We start from the raw sequence: 19,918 nt of genomic DNA on the forward strand, positions 1-19,918 counted from the left end.
TTGCGGCTTTCTTTTTTATTCCAAAAATATTGCAAGTTTTATACAACTGTAATATAGTTGTAATGTTAGTGATTGGTCACTTCACACTCAGCATATTTGCTGTTTTTAAAGCGATACGCACTGATTTTCTATTTAACGTGCCCTGATACTTTTTGACCTTTTTTTTCAGATCTTTAATGGTTTTTTCCTTTTTGGCATTTTCTAATGCCACTAGCGTTTCCCAGCGTTTCGCTGTTTCTGTGGAACTGCAGCCGCTAACTGTAGTCACAGCCGGAAGAAGCTTCGTCTTAGATAGTTTTTCGTCAAAAGGAACGGTATCAGGAATCGCTTTCTCTTTATAAATATGGTCTAATTCATTTTGATTCAAGAAGCTGATGAAGTGGTCAAAGTTTTGCGCTTGCCGTTTCTCAGGCTGATGAAAATCAAGTGTTTCAATTAATTCTGACAGTTTTGTCTGATCGGTTATCTCATTTGCCATGACATGCGTTAATTGATGGTACTCAGCTAATTCACGCATTCTGGCATCTTTCGGAAGCAACAGGCTCGGTGTACCGGCAATCGTCGCTGCGATATTTCCATGCAGCCTTGCGCCAAAGCTCAAATCGGCTTTTCTCAGGAAATCCAGCCAAGTCGGCACATTTAAAAAGAATCGGACTCTATCATTCTGATAAGCCGGGTCTTCCATGCTGACCGGATAATTATCAGCAGGCTTCGCTAGCGCAGGCGCACCCGCATACGTCAGAATCATTTCTTTTCGCCATTGCGGGATAAAGTAATGATTCGGGAACTCTTTCATGCTTCTCGTAATAAAGTCCAGCACATGCTTTGGAGACAGCCTTGATGAGTTAACCGTCACCATAGATTCTGTTGTGATATTAGTTTCTCTTATCTTCAGTTCTCTGCCAAACGCATACATAGAAGGACACCCAATCACCGTATGGTCAATGCCTTCACGGAAGCCTAATCTGGAAAGGTATTTCGCTGTAATTTCACCCCGGACACCGATCATATTTGATCTCTCCAGCACAGCACTTACAAACGCTTTTACATCCTCATCAAAAGGAAAACCTTCATTTAATTTTGGTTCAAACGGAGCCCGCAAACCAACACCAATCACAACAACCGGAATGGTTAGTTTCTTAATTAATTGGGTATATTTCCGTAAAGAAGGCACGAAATCCTCGCGGAATGCATCTGCCAGCGGAATAATATACATATCATAATTTGTATTAATTTGTTCAGCATCCGCTGGATTAATCCGATAATAATCAGGAGTAATCGTCGTTCCTTCTGTCATCAGCGTGCGAAACACACTGTAGGCATATACTAGGTTTCCTACGTTGCCGCCAATGGAGTTGCGAACAATCATTTCAGCTGCATTAAATGTATCAAATGGTGATATGCCAGCTCTTATTAAAATGTTTTTCAATGTGATGTTGCCCCTTCCTCGCCAAATTTTTGTCAGGAGATTTGCTTAGGGAACTCTATCATGATCTTAAAACTTCAGCCGGACACCCGCTTTCATCCCTTTTTACTCACAAACTCTCTCCCTTTCTTCCATTCTAATATTAAATTATACAAAAAAGGATCTTACAGGTGAAATCATAACATACAATCAGCGCTAGTAATCTATTCCCATTATTGGATATCAGGTCGGATCATATCAAAAACCCGAACCAGGCACTACGGTAAAAGTGCTCGATTCGGGCCAGCTTCTTATAGTTCCTCGCCGTTCGTTTGAATGACATTTTTGTACCACTCAAAGGAATCTTTCTTATACCGCTTCATGGATCCGTTTCCTTCATTGTCACGATCAACATAGATCATGCCGTAGCGTTTTTTCATTTCGCCAGTTGTGAAGGAGACAATATCAATAATGCCCCACGGCGTGTAGCCAATTAAATCAACACCGTCGTACGTGACCGCTTTTTCCAATGCTTCAATATGCGATTTTAAATATTGAATGCGTTCCGGATCATGAACTTTGCCGTCCTCCTCCAGCGTATCCACTGCGCCAAATCCATTTTCAACGATGAATAACGGGATTTGGTATCGGTCATAAAAACGATTTAACGTATATCTCAGCCCGGTTGGATCAATCGCCCATCCCCAGTCACTCGAAGTGATGTACGGATTTTCGACACCATTCGGCAAGCCGCCATTTACAATATCGCCAGTGTTATCATTTTTCACATCGCTTTTCACAGTTGTTGACATGTAATAGCTGAAGCCTAAGTAATCGACGGTTCCGTTTCTTAAAATCTCATCATCGCCGTCTTCGAATGTGATATTGTAGCCTTCTCGCTCAAATTCCTTCAACGCGTAGCTTGGATAATAACCGCGAACCTGCACATCAGGGAAGAAATAGCGCTGCCTCATTTCTTCTTCAGCCAGCATCACATCTTCAGGATTGGAGGAGAAAGGATAAATCGGCACGTGTGATACCATGGCCCCGATCTGGAACTCTGGATTGATGTCTTTTCCTTTTGCCACTGCTAATGCGCTCGCCACTAATTCGTGGTGCGCCGTTTGATACATGACTTCCTTGGCGTTTTCGTTTTCGCCAACCACAACACCTGAATTCGTCCATAGGAACAACGGATTGTTCACATCCATTTGGTTGTTAATCTCGTTAAATGTCATCCAGTACTTCACTTTATCTTTGTAACGGGTAAAGCAAGCCTCTGCGAAGTTGACGAAGAAGTCCACGACTTTCCGGTTTCTGAAGCCGCCATATTCTCTTGCCAGGTGCAGCGGCATTTCAAAGTGAGACAGGGTAATGACCGGCTCGATCCCATGCTTCAGCAATTCATCAAACACACCATCATAAAACTGCAAACCGGCTTCGTTCGGTTCAGCCTCATCGCCTTTCGGAAAAATCCGGCTCCAGCCGATGGACGTCCGCATACATTTTAATCCCATTTCTGCAAACAAAGCGATATCTTCCTTGTATCTGTGATAAAAATCAATGGCTTCATGGTTTGGATAAAATTCGTTTTCTTCAATCGTGTCCGTGATTTTTCTCGGCACGCCGTGCGCACCCGCTGTCATCACATCGACGACACTCGGCCCTTTACCGCCTTGATTCCATCCGCCTTCAAATTGGTGGGCAGCTAAAGCACCGCCCCATAAAAAATCCTTTGGCATGTTTCCCATGTTTAATTCCTCCTCAGCTTACGACTGTAAATATTTTTTGATGTAATGCACTTTCCTCAATCTCTTCAATGAAAGCTTATCAAACTCAACAAGCACTTCGCCTTTTTTGACGGTATCGCCTTCTTTTACCTTCAAGGAAAAAGACGTGCCGCCTAATGTCACCGTATCCAGCCCGATGTGCGCAAGCAATTCGACGCCGGACGCTGAACGCAGGCTTTGTAGGCGCCACCATGACAACCGTAATGACGCCGGGATGGTAGCATCGATTTCACGATATCCTTCGCTTTAGGGGTAGACCGCTTCAGCACCAATCGAAGTCTGGTAGCGCAGCGAGAAGCCCCAATCACATTCTCTTCCCCGCCTACGGCCTCTAAAATGTCTTTTGCTAGTCTCGTATAACCTCTCACTTTCCCCGACATTTTACCCACCCCTTCATTTTGGTTACGCTTTCATTATAATTGTACCGGTATAATTTATCAATGCCGAAACAAAATATTTACGCACTAACTATCATTGTAAGCGGTTTATGCTATAATTTTGACAAGTGAAACTAAACGAATAAATGAGGAATGCGTATGTTAAAATACCAGCAAATCGCAGCGGAAATTGAAACATATATAGAAGAACACCAGCTTCAGCAGGGAGACAAACTGCCAGTCCTAGAAACCCTCATGGCCCAGTTTGAAGTCAGCAAAAGCACCATCACAAAGTCCCTCGAGCTATTAGAGCAAAAAGGCGCGATCTTTCAGGTCAGAGGAAGCGGCATTTTCGTCAGAAAACATAAACGAAAAGGCTATATCAGCCTTCTGTCGAATCAGGGATTTAAAAAAGATCTCGAGGATTTCAACGTCACCTCAAAAGTCATCGAACTGGACGTGAGAAAGCCAACACCGGAAGCGGCGGAAAACCTGAATATCGAAATAAACGAGGACATCTACTATGTCAAAAGGGTCCGCTACATCAACGGCCAGACCCTTTGCTACGAAGAATCCTATTACACCAAATCCATCGTGACGTATTTAAACAACGAAATCGTCTCCCACTCCATCTTCCATTACATCCGGGAAGGACTGGGGTTGAAGATTGGTTTTTCTGATTTGTTTCTGCACGTGGGCCAGCTTAATGAGGAAGAAGCGGAATATTTGGGATTAGAGGCGGGACTGCCGAAGCTGTATATAGAAAGTATTTTTCACCTGACAAATGGGCAGCCGTTTGATTACTCGAAGATTTCGTATAATTATGAGCAGTCGCAGTTTGTGGTACAGGCTAATAGTTTTTTATTATAGGGCTCTTCACTACGGAAGGTGGTCGACATGTACAAAATCATCATCCCTGCATTTCTAGCCATCTTCGTGCTCTGGATACTCTTACAAATTTCACTAGAGATGAGCATCGTTAAGAATCCAATGAACTACTTTATGGATTCATTATCTTTTTCCTCTTTGTAAAGCTGGTGAAAGAAAAACAATAATAGTTTGGGCGATGCAAACAGAAAAACATCCTTCCCTTAACAAACTCAGCCAGTCACATGCATTAATCTTGATGTTAATGATATATAGGTGCACATAAAAAGCTACTTCATTGTGAAGTAGCTCCCTTTATTAAATGCCCATTTTGATCCATCTAGTTTTAGAAAAGCGAAGGATAATCGCATTTATGATAATAATTGAAACTAAATACAAAATAATAAATAAAACATCATTACTCCCAAGTGTCATGTTATCAGATTGCAGCACTCTTTCTATTCGGGGATACATAGTGTTACCTGCCTCAAAAGGAGCAATGAAACCAAACGTTTTATTGCTTATAGCTACTAAGATAACAGAAGTCATCCAATAAACGATACTGACACCTATACTAATTAATATATTAGGACATAACATGCTTATAGTTCCGATAATTAGAATATACTGCAGTATAACTGCAGAAAATAAAAAAAGTAATAATGCAAAATGCGAAAAATCATGGTACATCAACGATATGATTAGCAGGCCTAGCGCTATAAATGCAAAACATTCTAAAAATAAAACAGCTATCTTTTTATAAAAAAAAGTATAGATGTTCTCTCCAATTAACTTGTAAAAGAGAATATTTTTGTTTGAATACTCTCTATTAATAAAGAAAGCTATAACAAATGAAAATAACATCAAACCAAACTGGGTCGCAACAGTATAGGAGCTAAAGAAAAACATTTCAGGTGTAACATTACTGACTTTATCGATTCCAACAAGTAAAAAATAACCCAGCAAAAATAAAAATACAAACATTGCTCCTAAAATAATGATAACTTTGTTGCTAATACTCTTTTTAAACTCTAATTTCATCTCAAGCCCCCACTGTTTTATTACTCATTTATATACACTTCAATTAATTTATCCACTGAATGATATTGTTGAATTTCTTGGTGATTAAATATATAATAATCCCCTTCTATCGCCTTTAAATCAGACAAATCATGTGTAATGTTGATGATAATCTTCTCGGGGTTCTCCTGAATATACTTGTTTAAGAAGCCATGAATCTCTATAACCGTTTTTTTGTCTAATGAATTCGTTATTTCATCTAAAACAATAATATTTTTATCCTCTAATAAGAAACTGAGCAATTTTAATTTTTGCTTTTGTCCATCACTCAAATTTTTGATCAGAACTTTTCCATCAATATTATCCAGATTAAGTAAATGTGTGATTTTATCTATCATTTTTGCATCAAATTTTTTACTCAAAAAGTGTAATAAAAAGTCCTTAGAAACATCATTAGGTATATTCGACGAGCTGGATATTAAAGAAACATTTTGACGAATATCTCTGCCGATTCTTTTGCTATTATTCAACAAAAAGTCTTTAGCAAGCTGTGATTTACCGACTCCATTTTTTCCGACAACGTGATTAATTTTCCCGCTCGAAAAATGCAAGTCGGTGTTCTGAAGTAACGTTTTGCCTTTCACTTTTAAAGTGTAATTCGCTATATTCATATACATACTCCTAGGAAATATTTGCATAATAATAAAATGTTCTGCCTTGTGATTTGTTACTAATGTCTAAGCTTTTGAGGTACCTCTTTCGTTTCCGATCTGGAAGCGCAAGAAATGTTTTTAGATGGCTAATTTGGAGATCTTTTACTCTAGTTTACAATATATAATATCCAATGTACAACTGAATTCACTGCAAGGCCAATCCCTATAATTTGAATCGTAAGAACTAACCAATGATTTGTCTTAAAACGGCTATATTCATCTAAGCTCAGAAAAGCTAAAAGAATTTTGTAACCATCAGAATTCAGTATTGGAATTAAGTTCCACAATAAAGTAGACGAGAAAAGCATAAATGCCATAGTTAATGCTTCACTGGAAAATATAAATTGATTTATTAATTCTAATGTGTTTATTAAAAGATAATTGATAAACAAGCCAAATAAATGAACGATTATCTTTTCATTTCTTGATAGCATATAGGTTTCATTCAATTGGACATAAAAAGCAGGAAATACATAAAAATTCAGTTTGAATCCCACTTTATCAAAGTTTTTCCCGAAAAATTTTAAGGAATAAATATGTCCCAGTTCATGAAGCACTATATTCATTATAAAGTAAATAACTATAATTATCCACATTTTCCAGCCGTAAAATACTGAGGACAATCCATTTTGCAATTTTATTAAATGAATATAATTTAATATGAACATGAGAGCCGTAAAGGATAAGAACAGATAAAAAAACTTTGGTGATACTTTCTCTTTATACATTTTAAAACGTAATAATTGTTCATCTGACAGAGAATTTAAACTATTTTTATAGTATTCTCCGCTTTTTTTGTCTTTTATAAATACGTTGTTTTGCACAAGCACTTCATATTTTTCATCTTCATACTTTAAAATTTTCATTATAGTATTTTTCCATATAAGGATAGAAGTAGTTTATTTTTTCTGCAGAGTTGAATAAGGAACCACAAACTCCACAAATAGAGGAAAATTCATAAGGAATGTCAAATTCCTCTATCTTGTTATTCTCTTTTAAAATATTCAAAAACCATTTGAATCCTTCTTTTCTAAGAATAAATAATAGCAAATTGGAATTTAACTTTTCCACGGTTCTTTCGAAACTTTGGTTATATTCTTCCCTTAGGGTTATTTTCGTTTCAAAAATAGCAGGGGAACAACATGGATAAATTTCTCCATCATGATGATATACAATGTCATATCCGGGACAATGTAAGGAATCTTCATCTTCAAGACTGTAAAATTTATGTATGTTTTCTTGCTTAATTCTAGTTTTAGCAGCGCCAACTGATATCATTGGAAATTTTGTTATCTTTACACCTAAGATTGAATCCCCCAATTCCTCTAAAATATGGTTGGACATTTTGTCTTTGGTAACTGCCATATTAAGAGAAATATCGATATCAGGGTATTTCCTGCTATGTTCTAATATGTTTTTAATACTGGAAGACTTGACAAATGGAGCATGGTACTCATCATAACTTATAGTCAGTGCTATCACATTTAAAGAATTCATATCATGAAAGTACTCCTGGACCTTTTTCTTGCTCAAACCCCAAAATCCATTAGAGATCAACGTTATTTGTTTTTCATATGGTTTAATGATTTCCATTAGTTCTTTTAAAAATTTATAATCTAAAAAAACTTCCCCACCTGTAAAAGAAATCACTTGAATGGTTTTGTTTTTTGCAAATTCAGTTACTAACTCTCTTATGTATTCTTTTTCCATCCTGGTTGTTGAAGTTGGTGAACTAGAAAAACAACAATGGTCACAGGATGCATTACACCTTGAATCTAAATTGATTGATACTGTTTTATTATACATGAAATATCCCCCAACAAATGGTAAAGGAGAGTTAGACTCTCCTTTGTACCCCTCTAATTAATGACCACTTCCAAGAATCCAGCGATTTTCTTTTGATTTTACAAAATACCAAAGATCATTCACTTTTGCTAGCTTTTGTGATTCATCTAATAGACCCTTAAATTCTAAGTTTTTCACAGTCTCATTGTTAGTGATTTCCTTTTTCATATTATCCCTCCTCCTTTTCTAATATAAACCAATTATTCTATATCATTCAATACATGTCAATATATTGTACCTAAAAAATCTGAAAAATGTCACTATTCTTGGTATATAAAGCCTATAGTCCTCTAGCCCCTCTAAGCTATACCGAATGAAAGGCCATAGTTTGATTTAAAGCTTCGTAATGAAAAGTAAAACATCAATATTGACTACACTAGTTAAGGGATATAAAGATTTTAAGTGGAAGAAATGAGGCAAACAATCTTACCCTAAACCAACCTGTACTGAAAAGCTGTTTTAAGCTCTTGCTTACCCATTTGGCACCTCTTTCTCTCGTTTTAATTGTCTCTAAAAGCAGTTATGCGGTACTATCATATAAAGGTCCAATGTTTAAAAATAATGTCATACTTTTAAATTCACCTTATCATGCACATGCTCATAAAGAGGGGTTTATTCTAAAAAGGGGATGGACGGTTTTGGAAAGCAAGTACCTAGATCTACTCGCACAAAAATACGATTGTGAAGAAAAAGTGGTAACAGAAATCATCAATTTGAAAGCGATACTGAACCTGCCAAAAGGCACTGAGCATTTTGTCAGTGATCTGCACGGGGAGTATCAGGCATTTCAGCACGTACTGCGCAATGGTTCAGGACGAGTCAAAGAGAAGATACGCGACATCTTCAGCGGTGTCATTTACGATAGAGAAATTGATGAATTAGCAGCATTGGTCTATTATCCAGAAGACAAACTGAAGTTGATCAAACATGACTTTGATGCGAAAGCAGCATTAAACGAGTGGTATAAAGAAACCATTAACCGAATGATTAAGCTCGTTTCTTATTGCTCCTCCAAGTATACCCGCTCCAAACTGCGCAAAGCACTGCCTGCCCAGTTTGCTTATATTACGGAGGAGCTGTTATACAAAACAGAACAAGCTGGCAACAAGGAGCAATATTACTCCGAAATCATTGATCAGATCATTGAGCTTGGCCAAGCCGATAAGCTGATCACCGGCCTTGCTTACAGCGTTCAGCGGCTGGTGGTCGACCATCTGCATGTGGTCGGCGATATTTACGACCGCGGCCCGCAGCCGGATAGGATTATGGAAGAACTGATCAACTATCATTCTGTCGATATTCAGTGGGGAAATCACGATGTCCTTTGGATCGGAGCCTATGCCGGGTCCAAAGTGTGCTTGGCCAATATTATCCGCATCTGTGCCCGCTACGATAACTTGGATATTATTGAAGACGTGTACGGCATCAACCTGAGACCGCTGCTGAACCTGGCCGAAAAATATTACGATGATAATCCAGCATTCCGTCCAAAAGCAGACGACAACAGGCCAGAGGATGAGATTAAGCAAATCACAAAAATCCATCAGGCGATTGCGATGATCCAATTCAAGCTTGAGAGCCCGATTATCAAGAGACGGCCGAACTTTAATATGGAAGAGCGGCTGTTATTAGAGAAAATAGATTATGACAAAAACGAAATCACACTAAACGGAAAAACATATCAGCTGGAAAACACCTGCTTTGCGACGATTAATCCGGATCAGCCAGACCAGCTATTAGAAGAAGAAGCAGAAGTCATAGACAAGCTGCTGTTCTCTGTCCAGCATTCCGAAAAGCTGGGCCGCCATATGAATTTTATGATGAAAAAAGGCAGCCTTTATTTAAAATATAACGGCAACCTGTTAATTCATGGCTGTATTCCTGTCGATGAAAACGGCAATATGGAAACAATGATGATTGAGGATAAACCGTATGCGAGCCGTGAGCTGCTCGATGTATTTGAACGATTCTTACGGGAAGCCTTTGCCCACCCGGAAGAAACCGATGACCTGGCGACAGATATGGCCTGGTATTTATGGACAGGCGAATATTCCTCTCTCTTCGGAAAACGCGCCATGACGACATTTGAGCGCTATTTCATTAAAGAGAAGGAAACGCATAAAGAAAAGAAAAACCCGTATTATTATTTACGCGAAGACGAGGCAACCTGCCGAAACATCCTGGCAGAATTCGGCCTCAATCCAGATCATGGCCATATCATTAACGGCCATACACCCGTAAAAGAAATCGAAGGAGAAGACCCAATCAAAGCAAACGGAAAAATGATCGTCATCGACGGCGGCTTCTCCAAAGCCTACCAATCCACAACAGGCATCGCCGGCTACACGCTGCTATACAACTCCTACGGCATGCAGCTCGTCGCCCATAAACACTTCAACTCCAAGGCAGAAGTCCTAAGCACCGGAACCGACGTCTTGACGGTGAAACGATTAGTGGACAAAGAGCTTGAGCGGAAGAAAGTGAAGGAAACGAATGTGGGTGAGGAATTGTTGCAGGAAGTTGCGATTTTGGAGAGTTTGCGGGAGTATCGGTATATGAAGTGAGGGATGTGCAACTCAGAGATTAGAATATGCTCTCCTAAAGGTAGACAGATGAAATGAAAAAACTGTTGCCTTTGGGGATTTTTTTATCGCGGGAAAATGGCATATAAAAGAAGCAAATCTAAACACCTTTCAGAAGGTGATGATTTAAAACTCAATCTTCATTACATCTGGGGAGGGTTGGGATTGTTGATTGTTTCCGCTTGTGGATCTAGCTTTAATGAAGAGGAAGCGGTGTATAAAAGCTAGACTGCTGATGCTGTATATATAGAGAGTATCTTTCATATGGCTAATGGGTAGCGGTTTAATTAAATGTAAAATATGCTGAAAAAGAGCTTTACATGGACAGATGTTTTGTCACATTTGTAATTGTAGAAATAATTTCAAAAAACAAAAGAAAAGACAAGGTTAGATTATTAACTGAACTAAAATAAGACAAAAGTCGTTACTCTGACTGATTGTCGTTTGGCGACTTTTTAGGTGGGTTTATTTATATATTGATTTTTCCAAATGTAGTTGATCTTTAATGAAACTTAAAATTTCCTTTGGGCTAAGTAAACGGTACATGGTTATAATTTAAAGATTGTATTGTGCGTTGTTCAACATTAGTGCAATTTAATGTATTTGAATCAAATATCATTAAATTATAACCAGTATTACTTAATGTACTATCAAAAACAATACCATCGTAATTGTACTCATCTGATTCAGTTTCACTTAAACTCTTAATATAATCAACAATATATTGAGTCGGTAAATAGTCTAACTTACTATCTCCACTTCTTACAGGTTTAGATATATCTTTACTCATTTCATTGAATATTTCCAGATTAATAGCGAACCTTGTGGGGTCATTAAATTCAAATACATCTAAACCTTTTAGCAGTCTAAAATCTATTACTTTTAGTTTTTCTCTAATAGGAAATCTCCCAATATAGATTGTGTCACTTAGACGAGGCCTAATCTCACTTACAACTGTATTTGTATCACTCCCAAGATATAAATGACTTATCCCTTCAGAGTTAGCGCGTCCTGATGTTGCATATTTTGGGGGAGGGGCTCCCATGTCTTCTTTCCTTAACTCTTGCTCATTGGAAACTCTTGCCCTAAAAAACAAATCATCCTCTATAGTTGATGTAATTTTTTTCAAATAATCTTTTAATATTTCTTTATTTATATGGTTTGCATGGAACCTATTTTCATGTTTTATATAGTTAACAAATTCCTTCCATGAGTATCCTTTCAACACAGAGTTCTCATTAAGGTAATTCTCGTTCATCCATTCTACAATTCCTACTTGGTTATTTATAAACGGGATTTTATCGACATATTTTTCTTTAAGAAGCGTTTCTAAAAAAAGGTATATTTGATTTCCATTAAGCCCATTAAAAATTTTCCACTTTTTCTCAAATTCATCCTTTATACTGATTAACCTATATGGGGGGTACCCATCGGAAATCAAATCAGAACCTAACTTGAAAATATTAAGAATATTATTGAAGAGCTCCCCTAATCCGTCATCTTTTTTTAAGTTATAAACATGAACATGATTACTGTTACAAAAATCACAGTTCCCTATATTAGCATAACTTATTACAATACTTTTGATCTCTTTAGAAATAAAACACTTCTCACAACAATTCACCATTCCCTTCCTCCTAGTCTAGTAAATTTCCTATTAACTCCAAGTGATGCATAATTGATAACTTTTTTAAAGTAGGAAGACCAGGGTATGTACCATTATTATAATGATCTGTGAAACATTTCATAGCTAAAGTGTTCATTCTCTGATCACTTGAGTAAGATTGGTACCATTTTATTAATTTTTCTAGTGCTTCAGAGAACTTTCCTGCCGGGTCACTAATATCTTTATTAGAATTTGAAACAAAATGTTTTATTTCTAAGTGATTCTCAGAATTTGGATAAACCACATGAATAGCAACTGCATACGGAGCAAAACCACTTTCATTGTACTCTTGACCAACTATAGAATAATCAGAAAATCCAATATAACCTTCATCATTAAAATAAAGATGTTCTTCCGAAAAAACTTCATAGTCACCTTCTAGTTTTAGATAGTCTGAATTTCTCGGTAATTTATTAAATGGATCGGTTAAACCTACTAGACGTTGACCATTTAGTTGTCTTCTGAAAGAAGTATCTGAAGGAATGACATTTATCCAAGGTTTTGAATCATCAAAAATCTCTTTATAAAATCTCAGATTTTTCTTTTCAGAATGAATTATTGTTAAATCTTTTAAAGTAACATTGAATTCTTGTATGAGAGTCTTTAATTCAGAAGGGGAGTTTTTACTTAAATGATGTCCGATCCTTACACATTTTTTTTGCATTATTTCAGAATACTGCTGATAAGTACTAGGTAAAGATAATTCTCCATCTAGTGACCCCACTTTAGGATTAGAAATCAAAATTAAGTCACTTTCATTTTCTTCAAATATACCTATTGTTGATAAAAGAGTGGAGTTTAATTTGATTGGTTCGATTATAGGTATTATTTTTTTACTTAAACGATCCTCACCCTTTAATTCCCTAAGAGCTAATAAGTCATATTGTCTCCCTCTAATAAATGGAAAGTACATAAATTATCCCCCTAAACTATTTTAATCTTGCATATATTTCATTTAATTCCCTATCCGTGAAATTACTTCTATATACAATCCACCTAATAGGTATAGGCAATTTCATAAATTTTTCTTTATCACTTATATCCATCCTTTTCCTCAATTTAATAAAAACTAATTTTTGCGCTTCTTCAACATCTATATTTTTAAATAATTCTAAACAATTTTTGAAGTAATGTACAGGCTTTACTTGGGGTAAATGTCCAAATTTAGAAATTAATAATTCTTCATATTCTTTTTTCCTCAATAACTTAAATAAACTTTCGTGGTTTAAATTACTACAATCTTTGGTGGCATGTTTTTTTAAACTAAGATTAACTTTTTTTGTAAGAACTATAATGCCAACTGAAGATTTGAATTCCTTTATATATCTATATACAGGATAGTAGTTTTTTTCTGAAGTAACTACATATACTTCACTAAACACATTGTAATAATTTTCTAATTGGTATTTAAGCCTATCAAGGTTATCAAGATCAGTTTTAATCTCATACACTGTACCTTTTTGATGATTTATTATTGCTAAATCAGCTTTTGAACTTTCTATGACAATTTCACTTAATGCAGCAGTAGTACTCAGACTGTATTTACCCAAAACATACTTATTGAACAATGTGCTTTTAAAAAAAAATTCATTTCTATATTCTTTTTCTAATATGTTGTAATTTTTTGATAGCTCATTTTTAAATAACTCAGGATTGAAGTTATTGTTAAAAATAAAGTCTTTTAAGTTTTTTTTGCTGAAAAATTTGTTCAGATACATATAATTCATACTAATCACACTTTCTAAACGGCTAGGCATTTTAAGTATTTCACTTTAAACAAATTAGTACAAATAATGTATTTAGTAAAGAATAATTTATTGTAACTTATTTGCAACCCTATTAAGTATAAAGTTACTTATGATAAGGCTCCCCACGATTAATCCGAAAAGCCCGATAAATCTGCTCCACCAGAATAAGCCGCATCAACTGATGAGGGAACGTCATTTTCGAGAACGATAGCTTCTCGTTCGCTCGCTTCATCACTGCGTCACTCAATCCGAGTGATCCACCGATGACGAAGGTGATTTTGCTTTTTCCATATGTAGCCAGCTTATCTATTGTATCGGCTAGTTCTTCGGATGTTTTCATTTTTCCTTCGATGGCGAGGCCGATAACGTGGGCGTCGGAACTGATTTTTGATAGGATGCGGTCACCTTCTTTGTCTTTTATGATTTTCATGTCCTGGTCGCTTAGGTTTTCCGGTGCTTTTTCGTCCGGGAGTTCGATGATGTCGATTTTTGCGTAGGCCGAAAGTCGTTTGGTGTATTCTTCAATGCCTTGCTTGAGGTATTTTTCTTTTAGTTTTCCGATTGTCACAATATTGATATTCACAGGTCATCCCCACTTTAGAAACAAGTTATTCATATATATTGTCCACAATTGTGGATATCTTTTCTGTATTTTGTGTAAGATCATTCGTTCCCCACTATATATACTGCGGGGTCTCCACATAATTCACAGGCTGTGGATAAACTGTTAGTATGTTCGATTTTTCTGATTTCGGGCGGCAGCTCGTGGTCGTCTATGTACATATCCAGCACCGTTTCGATGTGTTCTTCACAGGAATAATACGCTTGTTTCATGTTCAAATCCTCCGATGTTTTCTTCCATTTTTACAAATGTTCTCTTCTCAATATAACCTATTTATTCACATGTTAGTAGTGCTTCGGGCTGAGTTTTATCCACAATTCGACAAACAAGCTGTTGATGACTCTATTTCGCTCGTGTGTTAGTTTGGATGTAACCGAGGTGTGAGGAGGTTTGCATTTGCGCTTTAGATGGGTTTGGCTTTTTGTGATCATGCTGCTGCTTGTTGGGTGTCAGCCGTCTTATTGGGTGTTGGAGAAGGATCGAATCGGTGAAGGCAGTCCAGACTTAGAAATATACGCTAATTACCTTCAAATACATGATGATGTAAAAGGATATCAAGTCTTCACCATTTTAGAAGGGAGAAAAATGGTTATTGTGTCTCTCGGAAGCAGCGAGAACGAAAAACAGCTTGAGGTGTCAGACGTCAAATTCTCACCTAAAGAAACGATTGTAACTGTGAAACGAAAACCAGCTCCTACGGCAAATGAGAAAAACCCTTATATTCTGATTGGACTGGACAAAATCGAAGGGGAATTCATCGTACAGGATGAAACGGGAAACCGCTTTGAAGAAACGGATTACCAGCAATAAAGCCGGCGTTCTGAGAACGTCCGGCTTTTTCTTTTACTTCAGTGTTCCATGCGGGTCGATGACGAATTTTTTGGCTGCGCCTTTGTCGAAGTCGCTGTAGCCTTTTGGCGCGTCGTCCAGAGAAATGACGGTGGCATTGACGGCTTTTGCGATTTGCGCTCTGCCGCTCAGGATCGCTTTCATCAAATTGCGGTTGTATGTCATGGCGGGCGTTTGTCCGGTGACGAAGGTGTGGGCTTTGGCCCAGCCGAGTCCGAAGCGGATCTTTAATGAGCCTGTTTTGGCGTCCGCATCCTTTGCGCCGGGATCTTCGGTCACGTATAAGCCTGGAATGCCAAGGCTGCCTCCGACCTGGGTGACGTCCATGATTGAGTTCAGCACGGCGGCAGGCGCTTCTCCTTGATTGCCGTGTCCGGATGCTTCAAAGCCGACACAGTCCACTGCGGCATCAACTGTCGGTTCACCTAGTATTTGTTCAATTTGCTCGCCGAGACGGTCGTGTTTTTGTACGTTGACCGTTTCACAGCCGAAGCTTCTCGCCTGTGCCAGTCTGTCTTCGTTCAGATCGCCGACAATCACGGTGGAGGCGCCTAGGAGCTGAGCGGAGTGTGCAGCTGCCAAGCCAACAGGCCCCGCTCCCGCGATATAAACGGTTGAACCTGTTTGCACGCCCGCTGTGTAAGCTCCGTGGAAGCCGGTCGGGAATATGTCGGACAGCATGGTCAAATCGAGAATCTTTTCTAACGCCTGTTCTTTATCAGGGAACACCAAAAGCTGAAAGTCAGCGTACGGCACCATGACGTATTCAGACTGGCCGCCGACCCAGCCGCCCATATCGACGTAGCCGTAAGCCGATCCCGGCCGGTCCGGATTGACATTCAGGCACACATGCGTTTTCTGCGTTTTGCACATCACACAGCGTCCGCAGGCAATATTGAAAGGAACGGATACGATGTCGCCTTTTTTGATAAATTCAACATCACGCCCCGTTTCAATGACTTCTCCCGTAATTTCATGCCCGAGCACCAAGCCTTCAGGCGCCGTTGTGCGGCCTCTGACCATATGCTGGTCGCTTCCGCAAATGTTGGTTGTAATGACTTTGAGAATAACCCCATGCTCACATTTTCGATTCACATTCGCCTTTGGAACGCCGGGCCCGTCCCTTAAGATTAACTCCGGATAACCGATATCCTCTACCGCTACAGTCCCTTTGCCTTTGTACACAACCGCTTTGTTTCCTGTCAACGCCATTCCTCCCATTCATGTGTTTGGACTCTTCGTCCTTGCACATGACTTCGGTTCGGCATGACTCTTTCCCTTTCTCACGACTGTTTTTTCTGTATTCTTATAACAACAAATATGCCAAGAAAGCAGCCAATAATAGTTCCGGCGATGTCTAAAAAGTCGACTTTACACCCATTTAACAGGAACACAGTAATGGCCGAAACCAGGCTGATCATAACTGCCAGAAGAATAACCCGTTTGGTGCGCATGTAATCCCTCCTTTAGATTCGTTTCTAAAACATACCCAAAATCTCTGCAAACTTCGGTTCAACAAAAAAAGAGACTTCACACCAGTCTCTTCATAATTAGAGATCACTCAAAAAATTTCCTGAGAAATAATGTGACAACACTGGTTACCAACGCAATCGCCGTATACATAACAACCCAAAACATGAATGAGCTATTGCCCGAAGCTAACGTAAATAACAATATCAAGCTCGCGATAAGAACGATGAGCGGTGCCACCCAAAACCTCTTAAATAAAAAATGACCCGCTATACCAAATACACCTGCGATGATCGGAAAACCAAAAACGATAAATAAAACGGCAATGGCTCCCATACTAACCTCCTTGCCTTAAAACCTCTTCATCACCTCAACATCATACAGCTTCAAATGACTCTTCGGCGTCACGACATCCTTTACCTTCCCAATCTCTTTTTCTTTCACTTTCTTTCCGGTTTTCAGGCTGTACTGTTTAATGTATGCAGGCTTGTTGTACGTGTATGTGAAGAAATAGAGGCTGCTGCCTTTTTGGGTGATTTCTTTGAAGTCGGCTTTCATTTTGTCTCGGGAAAGGGTGAAGGCGATGCTTGTTTTTCCTGTCTTAGCATCGATTTTGTACACCTTTCCGAAGCCGTCAATGAAGTACAGGTTCCCGTCATAAGGGAAAAAGCTGTTTTTAAAGCTGAAGGGCATGGAGCTGTATATCGTTTGTTCGTCGTTTTTGTATTCGGCGATGTCATGCAGCTCGACTTCGCCGCTTTTTTTGTTGATCTTGACCATTTGATAGAGATTGCGGGCTTTTTGACCGCGAACCATAACATAAACCGCTTGGTCGTCCACGGCAAGTTGGGATTCGACTGAGGCTCCTTCCCTGTACTGCCATTCCGTTATGTTGTGGTAGGTGAGCTTCTTCTGATCCGCTTGAATCTGAAGGAGCTGATAGCCTTTTTCGTCAGCTGTCGGGACAAGTGCGAAAATCGCACCCTCATGAAAACCGGAGGCCCGGATGTAGTAGGGGATGACGTCTTTTTTCCACTCTCCGTTCATCTGGCGGTACAGCTCTGAGCGGTACCCGTCTCCCTTTTTGTCGTAACCAGAGTTGTAGAGGGTGTAAAAACCGTCCGTGTTTTGCAGAAAGCCTGCGCTGTCTCCTGTGTGCTGATAGGCTCTTTTATGAGATCTCAGGCCGTCTTTAATCGTATAGATCGTGTTTTTGTCCTCCAGCATCACACTATCGCCGTGAACCTTGGCTGATCCCAGCTCAAGGCCCTTCATCTGAAATGAAGACAGCGACCCATCCTGGCTGATAAACAGGGCATAGCTTTTCCCGCCGCCAAATGCATCTTGATCTGCAGAGGTTGAGAAATACAGCAGGACTTCTTTGTCATCCAGGAAATCGGGGTTTCTGAGATCCTGCTGACCAACGGTTTTATGGTTTTTGAGAGGAGAAAGGAAGACAAATAGTGCAATTCCTGCGAAAATCAGGATAGCGATGGTGATCATCCACTTTTTCATATCCTTCTCCTTAGTAAATGGTCATGATGGTTGTCGTATACGAAGAACTAGTGATGTCGCGCGGATACACGCCTAAGCCTCCGTTGCTGTCTATATCAATGCCTGCTTTCAGCAAAAAGGCAGACCATAGGAGCTTTGAACAGTTTTTGGCGCCGTCATGGCCGGTATTTCTGTTATTGACGAAGTTAAATGAGTATGGGTCGCCGACTTTTGATACCGCCCAGTCGGCAGCAGCTGTTTTTTGAGATGAGGATACGCTGACGGTTTGCACAATGGAGTTGTCTTCCACGTCTCTGGCATTATACGCGATCTGCCTGACGCCGTCGCTCGGGACAGATTCAACAATTTTGTCAGCGGCGGAGTACATGCCGACGTGGCCGTGATTGTAGTAGGCTGTGTAGGAGTTCGTGTAATAGATATTGCCTTTCGCGCTTGTCGGGAGTTTTTTCGTGCCGGACGACCCGCCCATGATAGACATGCCGCTTTCCTTGGCGATCCGGTCTCCCTCTGCTTTATCAGCCGTGATTTCCTTATAGAACTGTTTTAGGATAACGTCCTGCTTTACGTGCTGCTGTTTGGCAATCTGGCTGGCAGATTTCATGATTTCTTCCGGTGTCGTGCCTGGCTGCAGTGCGGCGATTTCTTCAGCATAATTTGTGGTCTTTACGGCTTTGGCGGGAGAAACAAACAGGCCGCCACACATTGTAAGCGCTACCAAAAACATCGACACTCGTTTCTTCAACTTCATTACATCTCCTCTTTTCTTGTGAGTGTAGGAAAGGTAATTTCCTCACCCACATTATATTAGGGAAATAAGGAAAGTAACTAGGTTATTTACAGAATTTTTAGAAATCGTTTACAGAAAAAGGCCTTTATCAGGCCCTTTTCGTTAAAGCTTCTTGCTCATCACTACGTCTGTTTCTTGAAATCCGGTTTGCTCATATAGCTTTCGCGCCGTCTGATTATGGGCAAAGACATGAAGGGACAGCTTGCGGATTCCCATGCTGCGTGCCGTTTGATCTAATGCCGTCAATGCTTGCTTTGCGTAGCCCTTTCCCCGATACGGTTCATATAACCCAAAATCATAAATAAACGCTTCCTGTTGCGGATGTTCCGGTTCAGCATGTATCCAGAGCCAGCCAACGATATCCTTTTCATTCAGCTTGAGGCTCCACAAATGGTGATGGGGTGTTTCCAGCCCTTTCGGGAGCAGATCATTAAACGCCTGCTTAGACAAAAGCTGTGCATCTTCAGGCAGCCATGTTCCCGCTTTTACCTTTTCTTTCGCGTAATGCTTTGTTGTGTATGTGAGATAAGACCGAAATTCTTCTGTCTGCATAGGGCTCAGCATAATTGTCATATCATCTCTCCTTCATATATTGACTAGAGGATTTTACATAAAATAGAAAGAGGTGTTACTATCAGAATAAGCAACTGAGATTGATAAGT

The 19,918-nt window shown here is 39.3% G+C and carries 21 protein-coding genes and 2 pseudogenes; 4 read left to right on the top strand and 19 right to left on the bottom strand.

Going from position 1 to position 19,918, the window contains the following annotated elements:
* Positions 1 to 76 precede the first annotated feature (76 nt).
* The 3 genes and pseudogenes from NSQ83_RS21010 to NSQ83_RS21020 form a co-directional block, all read right to left on the bottom strand.
* Positions 77 to 1,429, bottom strand: coding sequence for a polysaccharide pyruvyl transferase family protein (locus NSQ83_RS21010; protein WP_123374087.1), 1,353 nt, complete (start codon positions 1,427 to 1,429; stop codon positions 77 to 79).
* A gap of 287 nt (positions 1,430 to 1,716) precedes the next feature.
* Positions 1,717 to 3,156: a 6-phospho-beta-glucosidase BglA gene (bglA, locus tag NSQ83_RS21015; protein ID WP_198878360.1), complete on the bottom strand. Its 1,440-nt coding sequence runs from the start codon at positions 3,154 to 3,156 to the stop codon at positions 1,717 to 1,719.
* Positions 3,157 to 3,169: 13 nt separating this feature from the next.
* Positions 3,170 to 3,575: pseudogene (locus NSQ83_RS21020) on the bottom strand (PTS glucose transporter subunit IIA).
* Positions 3,576 to 3,731: 156 nt separating this feature from the next.
* On the opposite strand from NSQ83_RS21020, the gene NSQ83_RS21025 reads away from it, so the two are divergent.
* Positions 3,732 to 4,442 (top strand): GntR family transcriptional regulator, encoded by a 711-nt coding sequence (locus tag NSQ83_RS21025; protein WP_044052411.1) that lies wholly within the window; start codon positions 3,732 to 3,734, stop codon positions 4,440 to 4,442.
* Between the two features lie 27 nt (positions 4,443 to 4,469).
* A pseudogene (locus tag NSQ83_RS21030) lies at positions 4,470 to 4,627 on the top strand (hypothetical protein).
* A gap of 130 nt (positions 4,628 to 4,757) precedes the next feature.
* On the opposite strand, the gene NSQ83_RS21035 reads toward NSQ83_RS21030, so the two are convergent.
* The 5 genes from NSQ83_RS21035 to NSQ83_RS21055 all read right to left on the bottom strand — a co-directional run bounded on the left by NSQ83_RS21035 (position 4,758) and on the right by NSQ83_RS21055 (position 8,185).
* Positions 4,758 to 5,480 (bottom strand): peptide ABC transporter permease, encoded by a 723-nt coding sequence (locus NSQ83_RS21035; protein ID WP_003226987.1) that lies wholly within the window; start codon positions 5,478 to 5,480, stop codon positions 4,758 to 4,760.
* A 20-nt stretch (positions 5,481 to 5,500) separates the two neighbouring features.
* Positions 5,501 to 6,130, bottom strand: coding sequence for an ATP-binding cassette domain-containing protein (locus tag NSQ83_RS21040; RefSeq protein WP_198878359.1), 630 nt, complete (start codon positions 6,128 to 6,130; stop codon positions 5,501 to 5,503).
* A 149-nt stretch (positions 6,131 to 6,279) separates the two neighbouring features.
* On the bottom strand, positions 6,280 to 7,038 hold the full coding sequence (liaK, locus tag NSQ83_RS21045) for a zinc metalloprotease LiaK (protein WP_198878358.1): 759 nt from the start codon (positions 7,036 to 7,038) through the stop codon (positions 6,280 to 6,282).
* Positions 7,019 to 7,978: a YydG family radical SAM peptide epimerase gene (locus NSQ83_RS21050; protein ID WP_003242609.1), complete on the bottom strand. Its 960-nt coding sequence runs from the start codon at positions 7,976 to 7,978 to the stop codon at positions 7,019 to 7,021. Before NSQ83_RS21050 ends, liaK begins: the two co-directional genes overlap by 20 nt.
* A gap of 57 nt (positions 7,979 to 8,035) precedes the next feature.
* Complete coding sequence (locus tag NSQ83_RS21055; RefSeq protein ID WP_003226979.1) at positions 8,036 to 8,185, bottom strand: epipeptide YydF family RiPP; 150 nt, start codon at positions 8,183 to 8,185, stop codon at positions 8,036 to 8,038.
* Positions 8,186 to 8,655: 470 nt separating this feature from the next.
* On the opposite strand from NSQ83_RS21055, the gene fbp reads away from it, so the two are divergent.
* The gene (gene fbp, locus NSQ83_RS21060) at positions 8,656 to 10,581 is read left to right on the top strand and encodes a fructose-1,6-bisphosphatase (RefSeq protein ID WP_198878357.1); all 1,926 of its coding nucleotides are present in this window, start codon (positions 8,656 to 8,658) and stop codon (positions 10,579 to 10,581) included.
* 547 nt (positions 10,582 to 11,128) lie between these two features.
* On the opposite strand, the gene NSQ83_RS21065 is transcribed toward fbp, so the two are convergent.
* The 5 genes from NSQ83_RS21065 to NSQ83_RS21085 all read right to left on the bottom strand — a co-directional run bounded on the left by NSQ83_RS21065 (position 11,129) and on the right by NSQ83_RS21085 (position 14,847).
* A complete protein-coding gene (locus NSQ83_RS21065; protein WP_198878356.1) occupies positions 11,129 to 12,226 on the bottom strand; it encodes an RES family NAD+ phosphorylase in 1,098 nt (365 codons plus the stop codon).
* 10 nt (positions 12,227 to 12,236) lie between these two features.
* On the bottom strand, positions 12,237 to 13,178 hold the full coding sequence (locus NSQ83_RS21070) for a sce7725 family protein (RefSeq protein ID WP_198878355.1): 942 nt from the start codon (positions 13,176 to 13,178) through the stop codon (positions 12,237 to 12,239).
* 16 nt (positions 13,179 to 13,194) lie between these two features.
* Positions 13,195 to 13,992: a sce7726 family protein gene (locus NSQ83_RS21075; RefSeq protein WP_204551405.1), complete on the bottom strand. Its 798-nt coding sequence runs from the start codon at positions 13,990 to 13,992 to the stop codon at positions 13,195 to 13,197.
* Positions 13,993 to 14,116: 124 nt separating this feature from the next.
* Positions 14,117 to 14,596 carry a 23S rRNA (pseudouridine(1915)-N(3))-methyltransferase RlmH gene (gene rlmH, locus NSQ83_RS21080; RefSeq protein WP_198878353.1) on the bottom strand — a complete coding sequence of 160 codons (480 nt, stop codon included), beginning with the start codon at positions 14,594 to 14,596 and terminating at the stop codon, positions 14,117 to 14,119.
* Positions 14,597 to 14,676: 80 nt separating this feature from the next.
* Entirely contained in the window at positions 14,677 to 14,847 is a 171-nt protein-coding gene (locus tag NSQ83_RS21085) for a CxxH/CxxC protein (protein WP_003219122.1), read from the bottom strand.
* A 184-nt stretch (positions 14,848 to 15,031) separates the two neighbouring features.
* On the opposite strand from NSQ83_RS21085, the gene NSQ83_RS21090 reads away from it, so the two are divergent.
* Positions 15,032 to 15,445 carry a hypothetical protein gene (locus NSQ83_RS21090; protein WP_198878352.1) on the top strand — a complete coding sequence of 138 codons (414 nt, stop codon included), beginning with the start codon at positions 15,032 to 15,034 and terminating at the stop codon, positions 15,443 to 15,445.
* Between the two features lie 33 nt (positions 15,446 to 15,478).
* Here the strand turns inward: NSQ83_RS21090 and fdhA are convergent, their stop codons facing one another.
* From fdhA to NSQ83_RS21120, 6 genes are all read right to left on the bottom strand, one after another.
* Entirely contained in the window at positions 15,479 to 16,705 is a 1,227-nt protein-coding gene (fdhA, locus tag NSQ83_RS21095) for a formaldehyde dehydrogenase, glutathione-independent (RefSeq protein ID WP_003226972.1), read from the bottom strand.
* 62 nt (positions 16,706 to 16,767) lie between these two features.
* Complete coding sequence (locus tag NSQ83_RS21100; protein WP_153912449.1) at positions 16,768 to 16,938, bottom strand: hypothetical protein; 171 nt, start codon at positions 16,936 to 16,938, stop codon at positions 16,768 to 16,770.
* A gap of 103 nt (positions 16,939 to 17,041) precedes the next feature.
* Complete coding sequence (locus NSQ83_RS21105) at positions 17,042 to 17,290, bottom strand: DUF2651 family protein (protein WP_003226970.1); 249 nt, start codon at positions 17,288 to 17,290, stop codon at positions 17,042 to 17,044.
* Between the two features lie 15 nt (positions 17,291 to 17,305).
* Positions 17,306 to 18,469, bottom strand: coding sequence for a hypothetical protein (locus NSQ83_RS21110; RefSeq protein WP_153912451.1), 1,164 nt, complete (start codon positions 18,467 to 18,469; stop codon positions 17,306 to 17,308).
* Positions 18,470 to 18,479: 10 nt separating this feature from the next.
* Positions 18,480 to 19,217, bottom strand: coding sequence for a YiiX/YebB-like N1pC/P60 family cysteine hydrolase (locus tag NSQ83_RS21115; protein ID WP_153912454.1), 738 nt, complete (start codon positions 19,215 to 19,217; stop codon positions 18,480 to 18,482).
* 141 nt (positions 19,218 to 19,358) lie between these two features.
* Entirely contained in the window at positions 19,359 to 19,829 is a 471-nt protein-coding gene (locus tag NSQ83_RS21120) for a GNAT family N-acetyltransferase (protein WP_046664037.1), read from the bottom strand.
* Positions 19,830 to 19,918: the final 89 nt, after the last annotated feature.

Source organism: Bacillus sp. PS217 (assembly GCF_037963535.1).
Classification (GTDB): Bacteria; Bacillota; Bacilli; order Bacillales; family Bacillaceae; genus Bacillus; species Bacillus subtilis.